The 18440-nt window shown below is 71.5% G+C and carries 16 protein-coding genes; 7 read left to right on the forward strand and 9 right to left on the reverse strand.

The window, feature by feature from the left end:
• The first annotated feature begins 15 nt into the window (after positions 1–15).
• From UG56_RS16835 to araA, 4 genes are all read left to right on the forward strand, one after another.
• Entirely contained in the window at positions 16–1032 is a 1017-nt protein-coding gene (locus tag UG56_RS16835; RefSeq protein ID WP_045550727.1) for a LacI family DNA-binding transcriptional regulator, read from the forward strand.
• Positions 1033–1458: 426 nt separating this feature from the next.
• Positions 1459–3120 carry a xylulokinase gene (locus UG56_RS16840; protein ID WP_045550728.1) on the forward strand — a complete coding sequence of 554 codons (1662 nt, stop codon included), beginning with the start codon at positions 1459–1461 and terminating at the stop codon, positions 3118–3120.
• Positions 3120–3809, forward strand: coding sequence for an L-ribulose-5-phosphate 4-epimerase (locus UG56_RS16845; RefSeq protein WP_045550729.1), 690 nt, complete (start codon positions 3120–3122; stop codon positions 3807–3809). Before UG56_RS16840 ends, UG56_RS16845 begins: the two co-directional genes overlap by 1 nt.
• Positions 3810–3853: 44 nt before the next feature.
• A complete protein-coding gene (gene araA / locus UG56_RS16850) occupies positions 3854–5365 on the forward strand; it encodes an L-arabinose isomerase (protein WP_045550730.1) in 1512 nt (503 codons plus the stop codon).
• 601 nt (positions 5366–5966) lie between these two features.
• On the opposite strand, the gene UG56_RS16855 is transcribed toward araA, so the two are convergent.
• Positions 5967–7367: an FAD-binding oxidoreductase gene (locus UG56_RS16855; protein WP_045550731.1), complete on the reverse strand. Its 1401-nt coding sequence runs from the start codon at positions 7365–7367 to the stop codon at positions 5967–5969.
• Positions 7368–7399: 32 nt separating this feature from the next.
• Positions 7400–8641 (reverse strand): alpha-hydroxy acid oxidase, encoded by a 1242-nt coding sequence (locus UG56_RS16860; RefSeq protein WP_045550732.1) that lies wholly within the window; start codon positions 8639–8641, stop codon positions 7400–7402.
• A 76-nt stretch (positions 8642–8717) separates the two neighbouring features.
• On the opposite strand from UG56_RS16860, the gene UG56_RS16865 reads away from it, so the two are divergent.
• Positions 8718–9839 carry an L-talarate/galactarate dehydratase gene (locus UG56_RS16865; protein WP_045550733.1) on the forward strand — a complete coding sequence of 374 codons (1122 nt, stop codon included), beginning with the start codon at positions 8718–8720 and terminating at the stop codon, positions 9837–9839.
• Complete coding sequence (locus tag UG56_RS16870; RefSeq protein WP_218145234.1) at positions 9836–10522, forward strand: FadR/GntR family transcriptional regulator; 687 nt, start codon at positions 9836–9838, stop codon at positions 10520–10522. The genes UG56_RS16865 and UG56_RS16870 overlap by 4 nt, the downstream gene beginning before the upstream one ends.
• Before the next feature lies 1 nt (position 10523).
• Here UG56_RS16870 and UG56_RS16875 read toward each other — a convergent pair whose 3' ends face one another.
• Genes UG56_RS16875 through UG56_RS16905 form a run of 7 tightly spaced genes read right to left on the reverse strand, consistent with a single transcriptional unit; the run spans position 10524 to position 17328 of the window.
• Positions 10524–11345: an NAD-dependent epimerase/dehydratase family protein gene (locus UG56_RS16875; RefSeq protein ID WP_045550734.1), complete on the reverse strand. Its 822-nt coding sequence runs from the start codon at positions 11343–11345 to the stop codon at positions 10524–10526.
• Positions 11342–12508 (reverse strand): hypothetical protein, encoded by a 1167-nt coding sequence (locus UG56_RS16880; protein ID WP_071327152.1) that lies wholly within the window; start codon positions 12506–12508, stop codon positions 11342–11344. Before UG56_RS16880 ends, UG56_RS16875 begins: the two co-directional genes overlap by 4 nt.
• Positions 12505–13794, reverse strand: coding sequence for a glucarate dehydratase family protein (locus tag UG56_RS16885; RefSeq protein ID WP_045552102.1), 1290 nt, complete (start codon positions 13792–13794; stop codon positions 12505–12507). The genes UG56_RS16880 and UG56_RS16885 overlap by 4 nt, the downstream gene beginning before the upstream one ends.
• Positions 13791–14186, reverse strand: a complete 396-nt coding sequence (locus UG56_RS16890) for a universal stress protein (RefSeq protein WP_071327151.1) — start codon at positions 14184–14186, stop codon at positions 13791–13793. The genes UG56_RS16885 and UG56_RS16890 overlap by 4 nt, the downstream gene beginning before the upstream one ends.
• 35 nt (positions 14187–14221) lie before the next feature.
• Positions 14222–15757, reverse strand: coding sequence for a tripartite tricarboxylate transporter permease (locus UG56_RS16895; RefSeq protein WP_045551603.1), 1536 nt, complete (start codon positions 15755–15757; stop codon positions 14222–14224).
• Positions 15758–15769: 12 nt separating this feature from the next.
• Positions 15770–16306, reverse strand: coding sequence for a tripartite tricarboxylate transporter TctB family protein (locus UG56_RS16900; protein ID WP_143055078.1), 537 nt, complete (start codon positions 16304–16306; stop codon positions 15770–15772).
• 26 nt (positions 16307–16332) lie between these two features.
• Positions 16333–17328, reverse strand: a complete 996-nt coding sequence (locus UG56_RS16905) for a tripartite tricarboxylate transporter substrate binding protein (RefSeq protein ID WP_045551602.1) — start codon at positions 17326–17328, stop codon at positions 16333–16335.
• Positions 17329–17443: 115 nt separating this feature from the next.
• Between UG56_RS16905 and UG56_RS16910 the strand changes: the two genes are divergently transcribed.
• Positions 17444–18355 carry a LysR substrate-binding domain-containing protein gene (locus UG56_RS16910; protein ID WP_045551601.1) on the forward strand — a complete coding sequence of 304 codons (912 nt, stop codon included), beginning with the start codon at positions 17444–17446 and terminating at the stop codon, positions 18353–18355.
• The last annotated feature ends 85 nt before the right edge of the window (positions 18356–18440 follow it).

Genomic DNA, 18440 nt, shown 5'->3' on the forward strand with positions numbered 1-18440 from the left:
GCTTAGGATCACCGCATGGTTCGCGGGGAGTCGAAGAACGCGCCGAGCATGGCGGACGTGGCGGCCCGGGCAGGGGTGTCGCATCAGACCGTGTCCCGGGTGGTCAACGGCTCCGACGCCGTACGCGGCGACACCCGCGACCGGGTGCTCGCGGCGATCGAGGAGCTGGGCTACCGCCGCAACAAGTCGGCACGTGCGCTGGTGACGCGGCGGTCCGGACGCCTGGGGCTTCTCTACACCCAGCCGCACCTCTACGGGCCGGGCACGCTGGCCGCCTCGGTGCACCAGGCCGGTCAGAAGGCCGGCTACGACGTCATCCTGAGCCCGGTGCCGCACCTGGAGGCGACCTCGGCGGAGCGGGCGATCGAGGCGCTCCTCGACGACGCCGTCGAGGCCGTCCTCCTCGGCGTCTCGCACCAGTCGTTCGAGGACCTGGTCGCCCAGCTCGCAGCCACGGTCGAGGTCGTGATGATCCACAGTGACCCGCCGCCCGGGGTGCGCTCGGTCGGGATCGACCAGCACGCCGGGGCCGTGCTGGCCACGCAGTACCTGCTGGACCTCGGCCACCGCACCATCGCCCACGTGGCCGGCCCGGTCGGCTGGATCGACGCCCGCCAGCGCCGGGAGGGATGGCTGGCCGCGCTTCGCGACAGCGACGTGGAGCCGGGGCCCGAGATCTTCGGTGACTGGTCGAGCAGGAGCGGCTACGAGGCCGGGGCCGAGATCGCGCGCGACCCGTCGGTCACCGCGGTCTTCGCCGCCAACGACTCGATGGCCCTCGGCGTGATCCGGGCCCTCCACGAGGCCGGTCGCCGTGTCCCTCAGGACGTGAGCGTCGTCGGCTTCGACGACGTCCCCGACGCCGCCTACCTCTGGCCGCCCCTCACCACCGTCCGGCAGGACTTCGCCTCGCTCGGTGAGCTCGCCGTCGAGGTTGCCACCAAGGCCATCGCCGACGGCACCGTCGAGACGCCCCCTCTCCTCGCGCCCGAGCTCGTCGTCCGCGCCTCCGCCGCCCACAAGCCCAGCTGACCGTCGCCCGCCGAGACGGCACGTACGTCGGCCGAGACGTCGCTTAGGTCGGCCGAGCTGTCACCTCGGTCGTGCGAGCCGTCACCTCGGTCGGCCGAGACGTCACCCCGGTCGGCCGAGACGTCGCTTAGGTCGTGCGAGACGTCGCTTAGGTCGGCCGAGTTGGCACTGCGGTGCCAACTCGCCCGACGGGAGTGACGCTTCGCCCGACGGGAGTGACGCTTCGCCGACGGGAGTGACGCTTCGCCGACGGGAGTGACGCTTCGCCCGACGGGGCTGACGCTTCGCCCGACGGGGCTGACGCTTCGCCCGACGGGAGTCTCGAAAGAGCTCTGTGGGGAACCCAGCAGTAACCTGCCCGCAATATGTTAGCGTTCACATCGCCTCGAACCCCACCCCGAGCCGTCGGGCAGAAACGGAGCCGTGATGACGCAGCGAGCAGGGCAGCTGCCTGACCTCGAAACGACCTCGCTCGGTATCGAGCTGGGCTCGACCACCATCAAGGCGTGCCTGATCGGGCCCGACCACGCGCCCGTCGCCACCGGCTCCCACCTGTGGGAGAACGAGCTCGTCGACGGCCTATGGACCTACTCGCTCGAGGCGGTCTGGGCCGGAGTCCAAGGAGCCTTCGCCGCCCTCGGCGACGAGGTCGAGCGCCGCTACGGCCAGCGCCCAGACACCTTCGGTGCGATCGGCGTCTCGGCGATGATGCACGGCTACCTCGCCTTCGACGCGGACGGCGAGCTGCTGGTGCCGTTCCGCACCTGGCGCAACACCAACACCGCGGTCGCGGCGGCCGAGCTGTCGGAGACCTTCGGTACCAACATCCCGCTGCGCTGGTCGGTCGCCCACCTCTACCAGGCGATCCTCGACGACGAGCCCCACCTGGCCCGGATCGCCTCGCTGACCACCCTCGCGGGCTACGTCCACCGGGCGCTGACCGGGGAGCACGTGCTCGGCGTGGGCGACGCCTCCGGCGTCTTCCCCATCGACCCCGCCACGGGGACCTACGACCAGCGGATGCTGGAGCAGCTCGGTCACCTGGCCGCCGCGAAGCACCCAGGCCTCAAGGCCGAAGGCCTGCTCCCGCAGGTCCTCCCGGCCGGCGCCGACGCTGGCCGGCTCACCCCCGAGGGCGCCGTGCTGCTCGACCCGACCGGCACGCTGGAAGCCGGCATCCCGCTGTGCCCACCCGAGGGTGACGCCGGCACCGGGATGGTCGCCACCAACTCGGTCGCCACCCGCACCGGGAACGTCAGCGCCGGCACCTCGATCTTCGCGATGGTCGTCCTCGAGAACCCCCTCGAGACCACCCACCACGCCATCGACATCGTCACCACGCCGGCCGGCGACCCGGTCGCGATGGTGCACTGCAACAACGGTGCCAGCGAGCTCGACGCCTGGGCCGGCGTCTTCGGCGAGTTCGCCGCAGCGCTCGGTCACCCCTGCGAGCCCGACGCCGTCTTCGGTGCCCTGCTGACCGCGGCGCTCAACGGTTCCCCCGACGGCGGTGGGCTGCTGGCGTACAACTATCTGGCCGGCGAGCCGATCACCGGTCTCGACGAGGGCCGCCCGCTGTTCGTACGCACCCCCGGAAGCCGCCTCGACCTGGCCGGGTTCGCGCGTGCCCAGGTGTACGGCGTCTTCGGCACCCTCGCCCTCGGCATGCGCGTGCTCGCCGACCAGGGCGTCGAGATCGACGCGATGTTCGCCCACGGCGGCCTGTTCCGCACCGCGGGCGTCGCCCAGCGCCTGCTCGCCGCGGCCATCGGGGCCCCCGTCGCGGTCGGCCGCACCGCCGGCGAGGGCGGTGCCTGGGGGATCGCGGTCCTGGCTGCGTACGCCCGGGCCGCCGAAGCCGAGAGCGACCTGACCCTGGGCACCTATCTCGCCGAGCGCGTCTTCGGCGACATCGACCTGGAGGTCGTCGAGCCGGACGCCGCCGACCTCGCCGGGTTCCGGACCTATCTCGAGCGCTACGAGGCCGGGCTCGACATCGAGCGCGCCGCCGTCGCCTCGCTCGCCCCCACGGCAGACCCTGCCGCCACTGCAGACCCCGCCCCCACCGCAGTAGAAGGAGACCAGTGATGACCGGCGTACCCGCCGCGCTTCGCGACGCCGTCGACGCCACCAAGGAGCGCGTCGCCGCACTGCACGCCGAGCTGCCCCGCTGGGAGCTGATCGTGTGGACCGCCGGAAACGTCTCCGAGCGGGTGCCGAACCCCGACGGCGAGGACCTGCTCGTCATCAAGCCGTCCGGGGTCGCCTACGAGGACATCACCGCCGAGGCGATGGTCGTGTGCGACCTGGAGGGCAAGCTCGTCGAGGGCGAGCGGTCGCCGTCCTCGGACACGGCCGCCCATGCGTACGTCTATGCCAACATGCCCGAGGTCGGGGGAGTGGTCCACACCCACTCCACCTACGCCACGGCCTGGGCGGCGCGCGGGGAGGAGATCCCCTGCGTGCTCACGATGATGGCCGACGAGTTCGGCGGCCCGGTCCCGGTCGGCCCGTTCGCGATCATCGGCGACGACTCCATCGGCCGCGGCATCGTGGAGACCCTGCGCGAGTCGCGCAGCCCGGCGGTGCTGATGCAGAACCACGGCCCGTTCACGATCGGCAAGGACGGCCGCGCCGCGGTCAAGGCCGCGGTGATGTGCGAGGAGGTCGCCCGCACGGTGCACATCGCGCGCCAGCTCGGCCAGCCGCTGCCGATCGACCAGGGCCACATCGACTCGCTCTACGACCGCTACCAGAACGTCTACGGCCAGCACTGAGCTGTCCGCCCCGACCCACATCTCAGCACTGGAAGGACCCCCACATGAGCAAGCCCTACGCGGACCGCGAGGTCTGGTTCTTCACCGGCAGCCAGGACCTCTACGGCGAGGAGACCCTTCGCCAGGTGGCCGAGCAGTCCCAGGAGGTCGCCCGAGCCCTCGACGCATCGGACGACGTACCTGCGAAGGTCGTGTGGAAGCCCGTCCTGAAGGACGCAGCGTCGATCCGTCGGGCGATGCTCGAGGCCAACTCCGACGACAACGTCCTCGGCGTCATCACCTGGATGCACACCTTCAGCCCGGCCAAGATGTGGATCGCCGGCCTGGACACGCTCCAGAAGCCGCTGCTGCACCTGCACACCCAGGCCAACGTCGAGCTCCCCTGGTCGGAGATCGACATGGACTTCATGAACCTCAACCAGGCCGCCCACGGTGACCGTGAGTACGCCTACATCGCCACCCGCCTCGGCGTCGCCCGCACCACCGTCGTCGGCCACGTGTCCAACCCGGCCGTCACCCGCCGGGTCGGCACCTGGGCCCGCGGCGCCGCCGGCTGGGCCGCCACCCACGGTCTCAACCTGGTCCGCTTCGGCGACAACATGCGCAACGTCGCAGTCACCGAGGGCGACAAGACCGAGGCCGAGCTGCGGTTCGGCGTCTCGGTCAACACCTGGGGTGTCAACGACCTGGTCGCCGCGGTCGAGGCGGTGGCGGAGGACGCCGTGGACGCGCTCGTCGCCGAGTACGAGGAGCTCTACGACGTCGTCGCCGAGCTCCGCCGAGGCGGCGAGTGCCACGACTCGCTGCGCTACGCCGCCCGCCAGGAGATCGCCATGGAGGCGTTCCTGGTGGAGCGCGACGCGAAGGCGTTCACCACCAACTTCGAGGACCTCGGCGGCCTGCGCCAGCTCCCCGGCATCGCCGTGCAGCGGTTGATGAGCAAGGGCTACGGCTTCGGCGCCGAGGGCGACTGGAAGACCGCGGTCCTGGTGCGCGCCGCCAAGGTGATGGGGGAGGGGCTGCCCGGTGGCGCTTCCCTGATGGAGGACTACACCTACGACCTCACCCCCGGCGCGGAGGTGATCCTCGGCGCCCACATGCTCGAGATCTGCCCTTCGCTGACCACCTCCACCCCCCGCGTCGAGATCCACCCGCTCGGGATCGGCGACCGCGAGGACCCGGTCCGGATGGTCTTCGACGCCGACACCACCGAGGGTGCCGTGGTCGTGTCGCTGGCCGACATGCGTGACCGGTTCCGGCTGACCGCCAATGTCGTCGACGTCGTACCCCCGTCCCAGGCCCTGCCCAACCTGCCGGTCGCGCGCGCCGTCTGGGCCCCGCGCCCCGACTTCGCCACCTCGGCCGAGGCCTGGCTGACCGCCGGCGGCGCACACCACACGGTGATGTCGACCGCCGCCGGGATCGAGGCCTTCGAGGTGTTCGCGAACATCGCCCGCACCGAGCTGCTCGTCATCGACGAGTCGACCACCCGCCGCGGCTTCGCCGACCAGGTGCGCTGGAACCAGGTGTTCTACCGGGTCGCCCAGGGCCTGTGATGTGAGGGACGCGCTCGCTGCGGGTCGGCGAGCGCGGATCGTCCCGATCGCTGACCCCTAGGAGACTCAGTCACGGCATCTGTGACTCAGCCTCCTAGGGTTCGGTAGCGCCGGGTGGACGCCGCAGTGTTGGAGGGCCGGGTCATCGCCTGCGGTCGCGAATCTGATAGATCCGCTGAGCGGAGACACCGGCGGCGTCGGTGAGCTCCGTCGCGGCGTGGCCGTCGAGCAGGGCTTCGCGTACGCAGCTTGCCCAGGCTCGGTCTCGTCGAGTGGATTCGCGCTGGGCCGTCTCCCGATGAGCCCTGGCTTGTTCGATCACGACCTTCCAGTCGGTGGGCGAGCGTATCGTCGGGCCATCCGCCGCCTGCTGCGCCCAGGGTCTCCCAACCGGATTGCTCGAGAGCTGCGGCGGGCGTGGTCGTGACAGCAGTCTCGGTCTGAACGGGGTGCCGAGGTGGATGGCCTCGGTCGGCGTCCATCCCGATGTGGGACAAGTGCTGCACTGCTGCGAAGACTTCCCCGCTCCCACGTAGGTTCCCCACACTCCGGAGCGTGGGGAACCTACGTGGGAGTGGGGAGATCTTCCTTCGGCGGGGGATCAGGCCAGCATCTTCCCGGGATTCATCAGTCCGCGCGGGTCGATCGCCTGCTTCACGGCTCGCAGGAGGTCGACCTCGACACCCGTCTTGTACGCCGCCGCAGCATCCCGCTTGAGCGCGCCGATCCCGTGCTCGGCGGAGATGCTGCCGCCGAGCGCGGTGACGGCGTCGTAAATCATCCGGGTCAGCCTGGGAGCCTCCCGCCTCAGCGCCGCGTCGTCGCCGACGGGCGCCGAGAGGTTGTAGTGCAGGTTGCCGTCCCCGATGTGCCCGTACGTCACCAGCCGCAGCCCCGGCAGCGCGGCAAGGAGCGCGGGGCCGGCTTCGGCGACGAACCGGGACAGGGCCGTGATCGGCAGGGTGACGTCGTGCTTGAGGGTCGCGCCCTCGCTCTTCTGGGCCTCCGAGACGCCTTCGCGCAGTGCCCACAGCGACTCGCGCTGGGCGGGACTGCCCGCGACCACGGCATCGACGAGCAACCCCTGCGAAGCGGCGGCCTCGAGTGCCGACTCGAGCCGCTCGTCGACGTCGGCGGAGGTGCCGGCGAGCTCGACGAGGCCGTACCACTCGTGCTGACCAGCGAACGGGTCGCGGACCCCGGGCAGGTGGGCCAGGACCAGGTCGAGCGCCTGCCGGCCCAGCAGCTCCCACGTCGTCAGCTGCCCGCCGCCGTGCTCGCGGAGCAGCGGAAGCAGCGCCGTGGCGGCCGAGACCGACTCGAGCGCCACGAAAGCGGTCGCCCGACGGGGTGTCGCCGGCAGCAACCGCAGCACCCCGGCGGTGACCACGCCGAGCGTGCCCTCCGAGCCGATGAACAGCTGCTTGAGGTCGTAGCCGGTGTTGTCCTTGCGCAGCGGCCGCAGCCCGTCCCAGACCCGGCCGTCGGGGAGCACGACCTCCAGGCCGAGCACCAGCTCGCGCATCATCCCGTAGCGCAGCACCGCGGTGCCGCCGGCGTTGGTCGCGATCGTGCCGCCGATGGTGCACGAGCCCTCCGAGCCGAGCGAGAGCGGGAAGAGCCGCCCGGCCGCCGCGGCCGCCTCCTGCACGGTCGCCAGCGGGGCGCCGGCCTCGACGATGAGGGTGTCGGCGACCGGGTCGACCTCCCGGATCCGCCGCATCCGGGAGAGCGAGAGCACGACCTGGTCGCCGCCGGAGTCGGGTACACCGCCGCCGACGAGGCCGGTGTTGCCGCCCTGCGGGACGACCGCGACGCCCGCCGCAGCGCACAGCCTGACGACCGTCGCCACCTCCGCGGTCGAGGCCGGGCGCACCACCGCGAGGGCGGTGCCGGTGAAGACGCCGGTCCAGTCGGTGACGTACGCCGCCATGTCAGCCGGATCGGTCAGCACGGCGCTCTCGCCCAGGGCGGCGCGCAGGTCGTGGACGAGGTCGGTCATCGGGTGCTCCTCGGGTGGGGTGGGGGAGGCGGTCATGCCGACCGCAGACGTACGTGCTCGGGGCCGATCGCAGCGATGTCGGGGGTGCCGAGCAGGCACATCGCCCGCCGCAGCTCCTCGACCAGCAGCCCCAGGGCGGCGTCGACCCCTGGTCGGCCGCCGACCATCAGGCCGTAGAGGTAGGGCCGGCCGATCAGTACGCCGCGGGCGCCGAGGCCGAGCGCGGCGGCGATGTCGCCGCCGGAGCGGACGCCGGAATCGATGAACACCTCGGTCCGAGAGCCGACCGCGTCGACCACCGCAGGCAGCAGCTCCAGCGGCACCGGTGCCCGGTCGAGCTGGCGGCCGCCGTGGTTGGAGAGCACCAGCGCGTCGGCCCCGGCCTCGACGCAGGCGACCGCGTCGGCGACCGAGAGCACGCCCTTGACCACCACGGGGCCGTCCCAGTGCGCCTTGAGCCAGCCGATGTCGGCGGGCCGGATCGCCTGCTCGCGCAGCTCGTTGGACGTGCCCCAGCGGCCGTGGTGCGATCCCTCGGGGAAGGTCGCGAACCGCAGCGGCTCGGTGGTGAGGATGTTCGCGACCCAGCCGGGGTGACGGGCCATGCCCGCGAACGTACGCAGGCTCAGCTGCGGTGGGATCGCGAACCCGTTGAGCTTGTCCTTGCGCTTCATCCCGGTCACGGTCGTGTCGATGGTCAGCATCAGCGCCTCGTAGCCCTGCGAGGCCGCCTCGGAGAGGTGCTCGAGCGTCACCGAGCGGTCCTTCATCAGGTAGACCTGGAACCAGTTGCGTCCCTGCGGGGCGGCGCGGGCGACGTCGGTGATCGAGGTCGTCGCGTACGTCGAGAGCGTGTAGGGCAGCCCGGCGGCGGCCGCCGCCGCGGCGACCGCGCGCTCGCCGGTGTGGTGGCTGAGCCGGGTGTAGCCGGTCGGTGCGAGCACGATGGGTGCCGCCGCGGGCCGTCCGAGGATCGTCGTACGCACCTCCGGCTCGCCCACCTGGCCGAAGGCCGTGGGCCGCAGTTCGACGCGGTCGAAGGCCTCCCGGTTCCGGCGCATCGCGTGCTCGCCGTCCGAGCCGCCGTCGACGTAGTCCCACACCGCCGCCGGCACCCGCCGGCGGGCGGCGCGCTCCAGGTCGTCGACGCTGACGCATCGGGACAGCCGCCGGTCGGCGGCCCGCCACAGGACCGGACGGGGTCGCAAAAAGGGCGCGAGGTCGCGCCATCGGGGGACCTGCCGGACGACCCGGACCTGAGAATCGGCGGTCACGCTCTGGACTCCTCAACACTCATCAGATAAGTTCTCAACTTGTCATACAACTTAGCCCATCGAGGAGCATCCCGCCATGGCCGCCGACCGCATCGCCTCACTGACCCTCTCCCACGTCGTCCTCCCGCTCGAGAACCCGGTCAGCGACGCCAAGGTGCTCACCGGGCGGCAGAAGCCGCTCACCGAGACCGTGCTGCTCTTCGTCGAGGTGACGACCGAGCAGGGCTTCGAGGGGATGGGCTTCAGCTACTCCAAGCGGGCCGGCGGCCCGGCGCAGTACGCCCACCTCAAGGAGATCGCCGAGGTCGCCATCGGCCAGGACCCCTCCGACATCGCCAAGATCTACGAGTCGCTGATGTGGGCCGGCGCCTCGGTCGGCCGCAGCGGTGTCGCGACCCAGGCCGTGGCCGCCCTCGACGTGGCGCTCCACGACCTCAAGGCCCGGCGTGCCGGCCTGCCGCTGGCCAAGCTGCTCGGTGCCCACCGCGACTCCTGCCGCGTCTACAACACCTCGGGCGGCTTCCTCCAGGCGAGCGTCGAGGAGATCAAGGAGAAGGCCACCGCCTCGCTCGAGGCCGGCATCGGCGGCATCAAGATCAAGGTCGGCCAGCCCGACTGGGCCGAGGACCTGCGCCGTGTCGCCGCGCTGCGCGAGCACCTCGGCGACACCCCGTTCATGGTCGACGCCAACCAGCAGTGGGACCGCGCCCGCGCCCGCCGGATGTGCCGGGAGCTGGAGCGGTTCGACCTGATCTGGATCGAGGAGCCGCTCGACGCCTGGGACGCGGTCGGCCACGCCGACCTGTCGCGTACGTTCGACACGCCGATCGCGACCGGCGAGATGCTCACCTCGGTGCCCGAGCACATGGCACTGATCGATGCCGGCTACCGCGGCATCGTGCAGCCGGACGCGCCCCGCATCGGCGGGATCACTCCGTTCCTGAAGTTCGCCACGCTCGCCGCTCACGCCGGTCTGGCGCTGGCGCCGCACTACGCGATGGAGATCCACCTGCACCTCGCCGCCGCCTACCCGACCGAGCCGTGGGTCGAGCACTTCGAGTGGCTCAACCCGCTCTTCGAGGAGCGGATCGACATCCGCGACGGCCGGATGTGGGTGCCGGACCGCCCCGGTCTCGGCTTCACGCTCAGCGACCAGATGCGCAAGCTCACCGTGGAGACGGCTAAGTTCTCGGCATGAGTATCAGCGCCGGGCTCGCCGACCGCGTCGTCTCCGGGATCAAGGACCAGATCCTGTCCGGCGACCTCGCTCCGGGGGCGAAGCTGCCCTCGGAGTCCGACCTGGTCGCGACCTACGGGGTGTCCCGGACCGTGGCGCGCGAGGCGGTCACCCGGCTCCGCGCCGAGGGCCTGGTCGAGACCTTCCAGGGGCGCGGCTCGTTCGTCCTGACGGTCCCGGCGCCCTCGCCGTTCGCGCTGGAGTCCTCCGCGATCCGTACGCAGCACGACGTGCTCGACATGGTCGACTTCCGGCTCGGGGTGGAGTGCGAGGCGGCGGCCCTGGCCGCCGCCCACCTCGACGAGGAGGGATCGCGCACCATCGAGGAGGCGCTCGCCGCGCTGGCCACTGCGCATCCCGACGGCGCGGTGGAGGCCGACTTCGCCTTCCACCGTGCCGTCGCGGCCGCGACCGGCAACCGCTTCTACCTCGACCTGATGGACTCGCTCGGGCCGATGATGATCATGCTGCCGCGCACCCGGCTCGGCGACGCCTACTCGCCCAGCGACGCGCTCCACGTCGAGCGGGTGCAGCGCGAGCACGACAACATCGCCGCCGCGATCCTGGCCGGCGACGCCGACACCGCCCGCGCGGCCATGCGGGTCCACCTGGGCAGCACCCGCAGGCGCCTGCTGAGCAGCTGAGCTACTTCATGTGCTCCCCGAGCGTTGTGAAGCAGAACGTCCCGCCCGCCAGCCGCTCCTCGCGTCCCTGGGGCTCCTCGTCGATCGCGTCGCCGAGCAGCTCCGCGGCGTAGATCTCGGAGTCGTCCTGCGGGTGGTAGCCGATCGCCTCGCCCTCGGCCAGCGACCACCAGCGGCGGGTGTTGCGGGAGATGCCCCACACCACCCGGAAGGCGGGCTCGGAGGTCGCCAGGCAGGCCTCGAGGAGCCGGGCGCAGTCGTCGGGCGACAGCCAGGTCCACAGCGAGCGGCGGTCCCAGGGCCTCTCGAAGCACGAGCCGATCCGCAGCGCGGTCACGTCCAGGCCGTAGCGGTCGTGGAAGAGGGAGCCGAGCGCCTCCATCGCGACCTTGCTGACCCCGTAGTAGGTGTCCGGTCGGGGGAGGGAGTCGGCCGGAAGCCCGCCCTCGGGCGCGTCGTCGATCTCGTAGAACCCGGCCGCGTGGTTGCTCGAGGCGAGCACGACCCGCGCCACCCCGGCGTCCCGGGCGGCCTCGAGGACCACCCGGGTGCCGTCGATGTTGGCCGAGAGGATCCCGTCCCAGGGCGCCTCGCGGCTGATCCCGCCGAGATGGATCACCGCCTCGACACCCTCGCACGCGGCGCGCATCGCGGCCTCGTCCGTCACTGACGCCTCGATGATCTCGACGGCCTCGCCCTCGGCGGGGTCCTCGGGACGTACGACGTCGAGGAGGCGCAGCACGCGGCCCTCACGGGCGAGCCGGCTGCGCATCATCCTCCCGATGCCGCCGCTGGCGCCGGTGATCAGCACGGTCTGGGTCATGCGCCCCTCCGGACTCTGGTGGCCTCGGCGAGCAGGTGCTGCCTGTCCGCGCCGGCGAGACCGAGGTGGTAGAGGTGGATCTGGTCGATCCCGGCGTCGACCAGCGCCCTCACGTGGTCGCCGAAGGCGTCCTCGGTGGTGGGCGGAAGAACGGTGACGTACGCAGCGGCCGCTGCCCTGCCGTCGACCGCCTCGACGAGCCGGCGCCCGGTCTCCACCGAGGCCGCGGTCGTCGGCCAGCAGAAGGAGACGACCAGGTCGACGTCGTCGGCGGTGGTCGGGGTCAGGCCAGGGCTGGCGCCGGTGGCCCAGGGGTCGGGCTGGGCGTGCAGCGCGATCTCGGCGATGCCGGGCGCGGCCTCGCGGACGGCCGCGATCACCCGGCGGCGGAGCTCGTCGGCCGCGGCATGGCGGGACTCGAGGATGAGGTCGAGGGCCTTCGGGTCCACGGTCTCGGCGGAGGCTGCGCCGGTCGCGGCGCGCAGAGCTGCGACGGTGGCCTCGGCGTCGAGTCCGCGGGCGACCCAGTCCTCGCGGCAGGCCGGGCAGCAGCAGATCGAGAGCAGCTCCTCGGTGGCGGCGTCGTAGGCGCCGTCGGTCTTGTCGTGGTGCCCGCCGTGGCCGAACCCGAGCTGGCCGCACGCCTCGAGGACGGCCGTGGTGGTCGGGGTGTCGCGGACGGCCTCGGCGGCCAGGGTCGCCGCGTAGCGGCGGACCTGCTCGTGGCGGGCGCACAGGGCGTAGGGGTAGGGCTCGTCCCAGCAGTTGACGACCGCGAGGTCGGGATGAGCCTCGCCGAGGAGCGTGGAGTGGGTCAGCACGATCCAGGCGGCGACCTCGAACCCGGCCTCGGTCAGGAGGGCAGCGGCCTCACCGTAGGGGTCCTCGGCGGCGACCCAGGTCGCCGTCGGCGGCACCAGCCGGGCGCCGTCCCAGGCCTCGGGGCGCACCGGCCGGTAGAGCGCCGCGCTGCGGGCCTCGACGATCCGGTGCTGAGGGTGGAGCGGGGTCGCGGCCCGCGTGGTGTGGTACGCCGCGGCGAGAGCGACCTTCGTGACGCCGAGGTCCCGGGCGCGAGCGGCGAACGCCGGGTCGCCGATCACGTCCCACGGGTAGGCATAGCCGACGACCGGGACGGAGCCGGTCGTTCCCGAGGCGGTCACCATCGAGACGTGTTCGGTGTGAAGTCAGGGTGGATCGAGCGCATGTAGACAGTGTCCTCCCTGCGGCGAACGCCACAGGTCAGGTACTGCTCGTGCAGCTCGCCGAGCAGGTCACGGTCGAGCTCGACGCCCAGGCCCGGACCCGTCGGCACCGCGACGGCACCATCCTCGAAGTCGAGGACCCCGGGGCGTACGACGTCCTGGGTCTTCCAGGGGTAATGGGTGTCGCAGGCGTAGGTCAGGTTGGGGGTCGCGGCGGCCAGGTGGACCATCGCGGCCAGCGAGACGCCCAGGTGGGAGTTGCTGTGCATCGACAGGCCCATCCCGAAGGTGTCGGTGATGCCGCCCAGCAGCGCCGACCGGCGCAGCCCGCCCCACAGGTGGTGGTCGGAGAGCACGATCTGGACGGCGTCCGCCGCGATCGCGGGTTTGAGGTGCTCGAAGGCGATCACGCACATGTTGGTGGCCAGCGGTACGTCGGTGCGGGCCGCGACCTGGGCCATCCCCTCGATCCCGGGGGTCGGGTCCTCGAGATACTCCACGACGCCGGCCAGCCGCTCGGCGACCTTCACCGACGTCTCCGGCGTCCACGCGCCGTTGGGGTCCAGCCGCAGCGGCAGGTCGGGGAAGGCGTCGCGCAGCGCTTCGATCGCGGCGCACTCCTCGTCGGGATGGAACACCCCGCCCTTCAGCTTGAGCGAGCCGAAGCCCCAGCCGTCGACCATCCGGTTCGCCTGCGCGACGATCTGGTCGGGGTTCAGCGCCTCGCCCCACGCGTCGTCGGGCCCGTTGTTCGTGGAGCCGGGGTGGCCGACCCACTTGTAGAACAGGTAGCCGCTGAACGGCACCCGGTCGCGTACGGCGCCGCCGAGCAGGTCGCTGACCGGACGGTCCGCCTCGCGGGCGACCAGGTCGAGGCAGGCGACCTCGAAGGGGGAGTAGACGGTGTCGACCGCGGAGGAGACGTCGAGCATGCCGCCGAAGGAGGCGCCCGCCCCGCCGGTCTCCTTGCCGAGTACGTCGACGACGAGCCGTCGCAGGCCGTGGGTGTCGTAGGGGTCCGTGCCCGGCAGCGCCGCGGCGACCGCGTCGAGCCGGGCGAGGTGGGTCTCGTCGGCGTACGTCTCGCCGAGGCCGACCAGGCCGGTGTCGGTGTGGATCTCGACGATCGCGCGCAGCGCCCACGGCTGGTGGACGCCGACCACATTGAGCAGCGGCGGGTCGGCGAACGCCACCGGGGTGACGACGACCTTCGAGATCCGGCTGTGGTGGGGCCCGCCGCTCATGCGGTCGGCTTCACGGCGAGGACCGGTACGCCGGCGTCGAGCAGGATGCGCTGCGCGTCGCTGCCCAGCAGGGCCTTGCCGACCGGGGAGCGGCGGCGCAGCCCGATCACGATCAGCCGGGCGCCGGTCTCGGCGGCCAGCGCGTCGAAGGTCTCCACGACGTCGGCTCCGTGCGTGGTGTGGTCGACGCGGGCGCTCACGCCGGCCGCTTCGGCGCGGGCGACGAGCTTCGCTGCCGCGGCCTCGTCGACGAGGTCGGCGTCCACGGTCGCGCCGCGGCGGGGGCTGTTGACGATGACGACGTCGTCGCCGCGAGCCGCCGCCTCGGCCAGGCCGGCCTCGAGGGCCGCCTCACCTACCGGGGTGGGGACGTAGCCGATCAGGATGGTCATGGTGTGCCTCTCTCAGCGGGCTCTGCGGGACGGGCTCAGCGGGACGGGGTGTCGGCGTGGTCGCGCTCGGCCGGGGCGGCGACGGTGGCGGCGTTGCGACGGGCGAGGAGCGCCTTGGCGGCAGGCCACAGGGCGACCAGGACGAAGGCGGCGAGGATGGTGCCCGAGATCGGCCGGGTGAAGAACCCGGTCGGGTCGCCGTCGAAGATCAGCATCGAGCGGCGTACGCCGTCCTCGACGATCGAGCCGAGGACGAAGGCGAGCACCATCGGGCCGGGCTCGAAGCCGACCTTCTTCATCAGGTAGCCGATCAGGCCGAAGACGATCATCACGAAGATGTCGAAGGTGGAGTTGTTGATCGTGTAGACGCCCAGGATCGTGATCAGCGCGGTGATCGGGGCCAGGATCGCCGGGCGCACCCGCAGGATCCGGACGAAGATGCCGACCAGCGGGATGCTCAGGACCAGCAGGATCAGGTTGCCGATGTACATCGAGTTGATGACGCCCCAGAACAGGTCGGGGCGCTCCTCGACCAGCTGCGGGCCGGGGGAGATGCCGAGGATGAGCAGGGCGCCGAAGAGCATCGCCATCGACGCGTTGGCCGGGATGCCGAGGGTCAGCAGCGGGATGAACGAGGAGGTCGCCGCGGCGTTGTTGGCGGTCTCGGGGGCCGCGACGCCCTCGATGGCACCGCGCCCGAAGCGCTCCGGGTTCTTCGCGATCCGCTTCTCCGTGGCGTACGCGGCCAGGGAGGACATCACCGCGCCACCACCGGGCAGCACGCCCAGGACGAAGCCGATCAGCGAGCCGCGGCCGATCGCGCCGGAGGACTGCTTGAGGTCCTTGCGCGAGGGCCAGATGTTGGCCACAGCGGCGGGGACGTGGGGTTTCCCATGGCGCTCCTCGAGGTTGTAGAGGATCTCGCCGACGCCGAAGAGACCCATCGCGACGACCACGAAGTCGATGCCCTCGGTCAGCTGCAGGCTGCCGAAGGTGAAGCGTTCGGCGCCGCTGAAGCTGTCGCGGCCGATCGTGGCCAGCAGCAGGCCGAACGCGGCGGCGAGCATGGCCTTGAGCTTGTTGCCGTTGCCGATGGTGGCGACCAGCAGGACGCCCAGCAGGGCCAGGGCGGCGTACTCCGGGTCACCGAAGCTCAGCGCCCACCCGGCGATCAGCGGGGCCACCAGGGTCAGGCCGAGGATGGAGACGGTCGCGCCGATGAAGGAGCCGATGGCGGCGATGCCGAGGGCGGTGCCGGCCCTGCCCTGCTTGGCCAGGGCGAAGCCGTCGAAGACCGTGACGACCGAGGAGGCCTCGCCCGGCAGCCGGAGCAGGACCGAGGTGATCGTGCCGCCGTACTGGGCACCGTAGTAGATGCCGGCCAGCATGATGATCGCGGAGACCGGGTCGATGCTGTAGGTGATCGGCAGCAGGATGGCGATCGTCGCCGCCGGCCCGAGGCCGGGGAGTACGCCGATCAGCATGCCGATGAGCACGCCGATCAGGCAGTAGAGCAGGTTCTGCGGTTCGGTGACGAGCCCGAAGCCGTCGAGGAATGCGTTGACGTCCACTGGGGGCTCCGCTCAGAACAGGTGGGGCAGCGGGATGCGCAGCCCGTAGAGGAAGAGGAAGTAGAACGCGGCGACCGTCACGACCGAGGTGATGATCGTGCTGCGCCAGGACTCGCCGCCGAGGAACCTCAGCCAGACGACGCACAGCAGCAGCGAGGGGAGCTCGAAGCCGATCACCGGCATCAGCAGGGCCAGCACGATGAAGGTGACCAGGCCGACCGCGGGGAGCACGCTGGAGCGGGTGAACTTCTCGCTGTCGGTCAGGCTGCGGCCGACGACGAGCAGCGCCGCGGCCATCAGGGCGATCGCGATGCTGACCACGAACGGCCACAGGCCCGGCCCGGGCTGGCGCAGCGAGCCCAGCCCGTAGCCGTAGGACAGGACCGCGCCGCCGATGCCGACGACGAGGGCGACGAGCGCACCCGCCACCTGGTAGGCCGGTCCGCCGGCGGGAGGTCGATCCTCCTCCAGGTCGTGGGCCACCTCGGCCTGGATCTCGGCCAGGATGTCCTGGCCCGGCTCGGGAGTGGGGGTGCGTTCGTCGCTCATCGTCGTGCCTTCGTCGTGGGGGAGGGTCAGCTCGCGCCGAGGTTGAGACCGTACTGGTCGACCAGGTCGGCGAACCGCTTCTTGTCCTCCTCGAGCTGGGTCACCACCTCGTCGCCGGGGATCTCCATCGGGGTGAGGCTGTTCTGCTTGTTGAAGGCCTGGTACTCCTCGGTCTCGAACGTCGCCTGCATCGCCTCGGCGATGGCGTCCTTGACGTCGTCCGGGGTGCCCTTGGGGACGGTCATGAAGCGGTACTGGGCGACCTCGACATCGAGGCCCTGCTCCTTGGCGGTCGGGACGTCCGGCAGGTAGTCGACCCGCTCGGGGCCGAAGACGCTCAGCGGGGTCAGCTTGCCGGACTCGATGTTCTCGATCGCCTCGCCGACCTGGATGCATGCGGTGTCGACCTGGTTGCCGAGGACCGCGGTCAGGGCCGGCGCGCCGCCGTCGAACGGCACCGCCTCGGCGTCCACCCCGGCCGAGGCGTACGTCAGGCCGCAGGAGAGCTGGGCGCCGGTGCCGACGCCGGTGGTGCCGTACGTGACCTTCTTCTTGGCAGCCTTGATGTCGTCGAGGGTCTTGAAGCCGCTCTTCGGGCCGGTGACCATGACGTAGTCGTCGCGGGAGACGCCCTGGACGACGTCGAAGTCGTCGAGGCTGGTGGCCTCGTCCTCGCTGACCGCGAGCGGCGTGATGGCGAACAGGGAGGCGTTCTGGATGGCGATGGTCTGACCGTCGGCCTTGGCCTTGGCGACCTTGTTCGCGGCGAGCGCGCCGTTGGCGCCCTCCAGGTTGATGACCGGGAAGGAGGCGCCGAGCTCGTCGGAGAGGCCCTTGGAGACCGCACGGCTGATCAGGTCGCTGGAGCCACCCGCCGAGGCACCGACGTACATCTCGACGTTGCCGGCGGGATACTCCTCGCCGTCGCTGCTGCCACCGGTGGTGTTCGAGACACCGCAGGCGGAGAGGGCCACGGCCGCGACGCCGGCGGTCGCGGCGAGAAGGTGGGTGGTCGTACGCATCGTTGCTCCTAGGTCCGTCGTGTGACCACCGACACTAAGAGTCTTGGCGATACCGGTCCAAGCCCGTTTCAGCATGGAGTGTTCCACCTGGTGCATCGTGGTCTACGCTGGCCGAATGATCACGCTCGATCAGGTGCGTTCCTTCGTCGCGGTCGCCGAGGAGCTCCACTTCGGACGGGCCGCCGAGCGCCTCCGGATGACGCAGCCGCCGCTGTCGCGTCAGATCCAGAAGCTGGAGAAGGCGGTCGGTGCCCAGCTGCTCGAGCGGGACAACCGCAGGGTCGCCCTGACGGGTGCCGGAGCGGCCTTCCTCGACGAGGCCTACCGGATGCTCAACCTGGTCGAGAGCGCCGGTGACCTGGCCCGACGTGTCGACGCGGGCGCGGCCGGGGTGGTCCGGCTCGGCTTCACCGCCGTCTCGGCCATCTCGATCCTGGGGCCGCTGCTGCGCCGCCTCACCGTCGAGCTCCCCGACGTCGAGGTGCGGCTCTCCGAGCGGGTGACCCTCGCCCAGGTCGACGGCATCCGCCACGGCGAGCTCGACATCGGCCTGGCCCGCCCGCCCTTCGACACCGAGCTGCTCTCCTCCCGAGTGATCTCCCGTGAGCCGCTGATGGCCGTGCTCCCAAAAGGCCATCCGCTGGCGGACATCGACCGCCCGCTGACACCGCAGGACTTCGAGGGCCAGCCGGTCATCGGCTACCACCCCCAGCAGTCGCGCTACTTCCACGAGCTCTCCGTACGCTTCCTCGCCAACGCCCACCCCCGCATCGAGCAGCGCGTACACCAGGTCCTCACCGCCATGCTCCTCGTCTCCGCCGAGCGTGGTGTCGGCTTCGTCCCAGTCTCCGCCAGCTCCCTGCACGTCGAAGGCGTCGTCTTCCGGCCCATCGAGCACGGCGGCGGAGACACCCGCCTCGACAAGGACCCCGAGCGACCCGTCGAGCTGCACGCGATCTGGGCGCGGGGTTCGGTCAGTCCGGTCGTACGCCGGGTGCTCGATGTGATCGTCGAGGTGAGTCGCTAGGTGGTCGGTCTGGGGGAGTTGCTCGGGCTGCTCGTTCGTTGAGGCTGGTGGCCGCCGACCCGTTACGGAGGATGTTCTCGCCGGC

This window comes from Nocardioides luteus (assembly GCF_000960475.2).
In the GTDB taxonomy this organism is placed as follows: domain Bacteria; phylum Actinomycetota; class Actinomycetes; order Propionibacteriales; family Nocardioidaceae; genus Nocardioides; species Nocardioides luteus_A.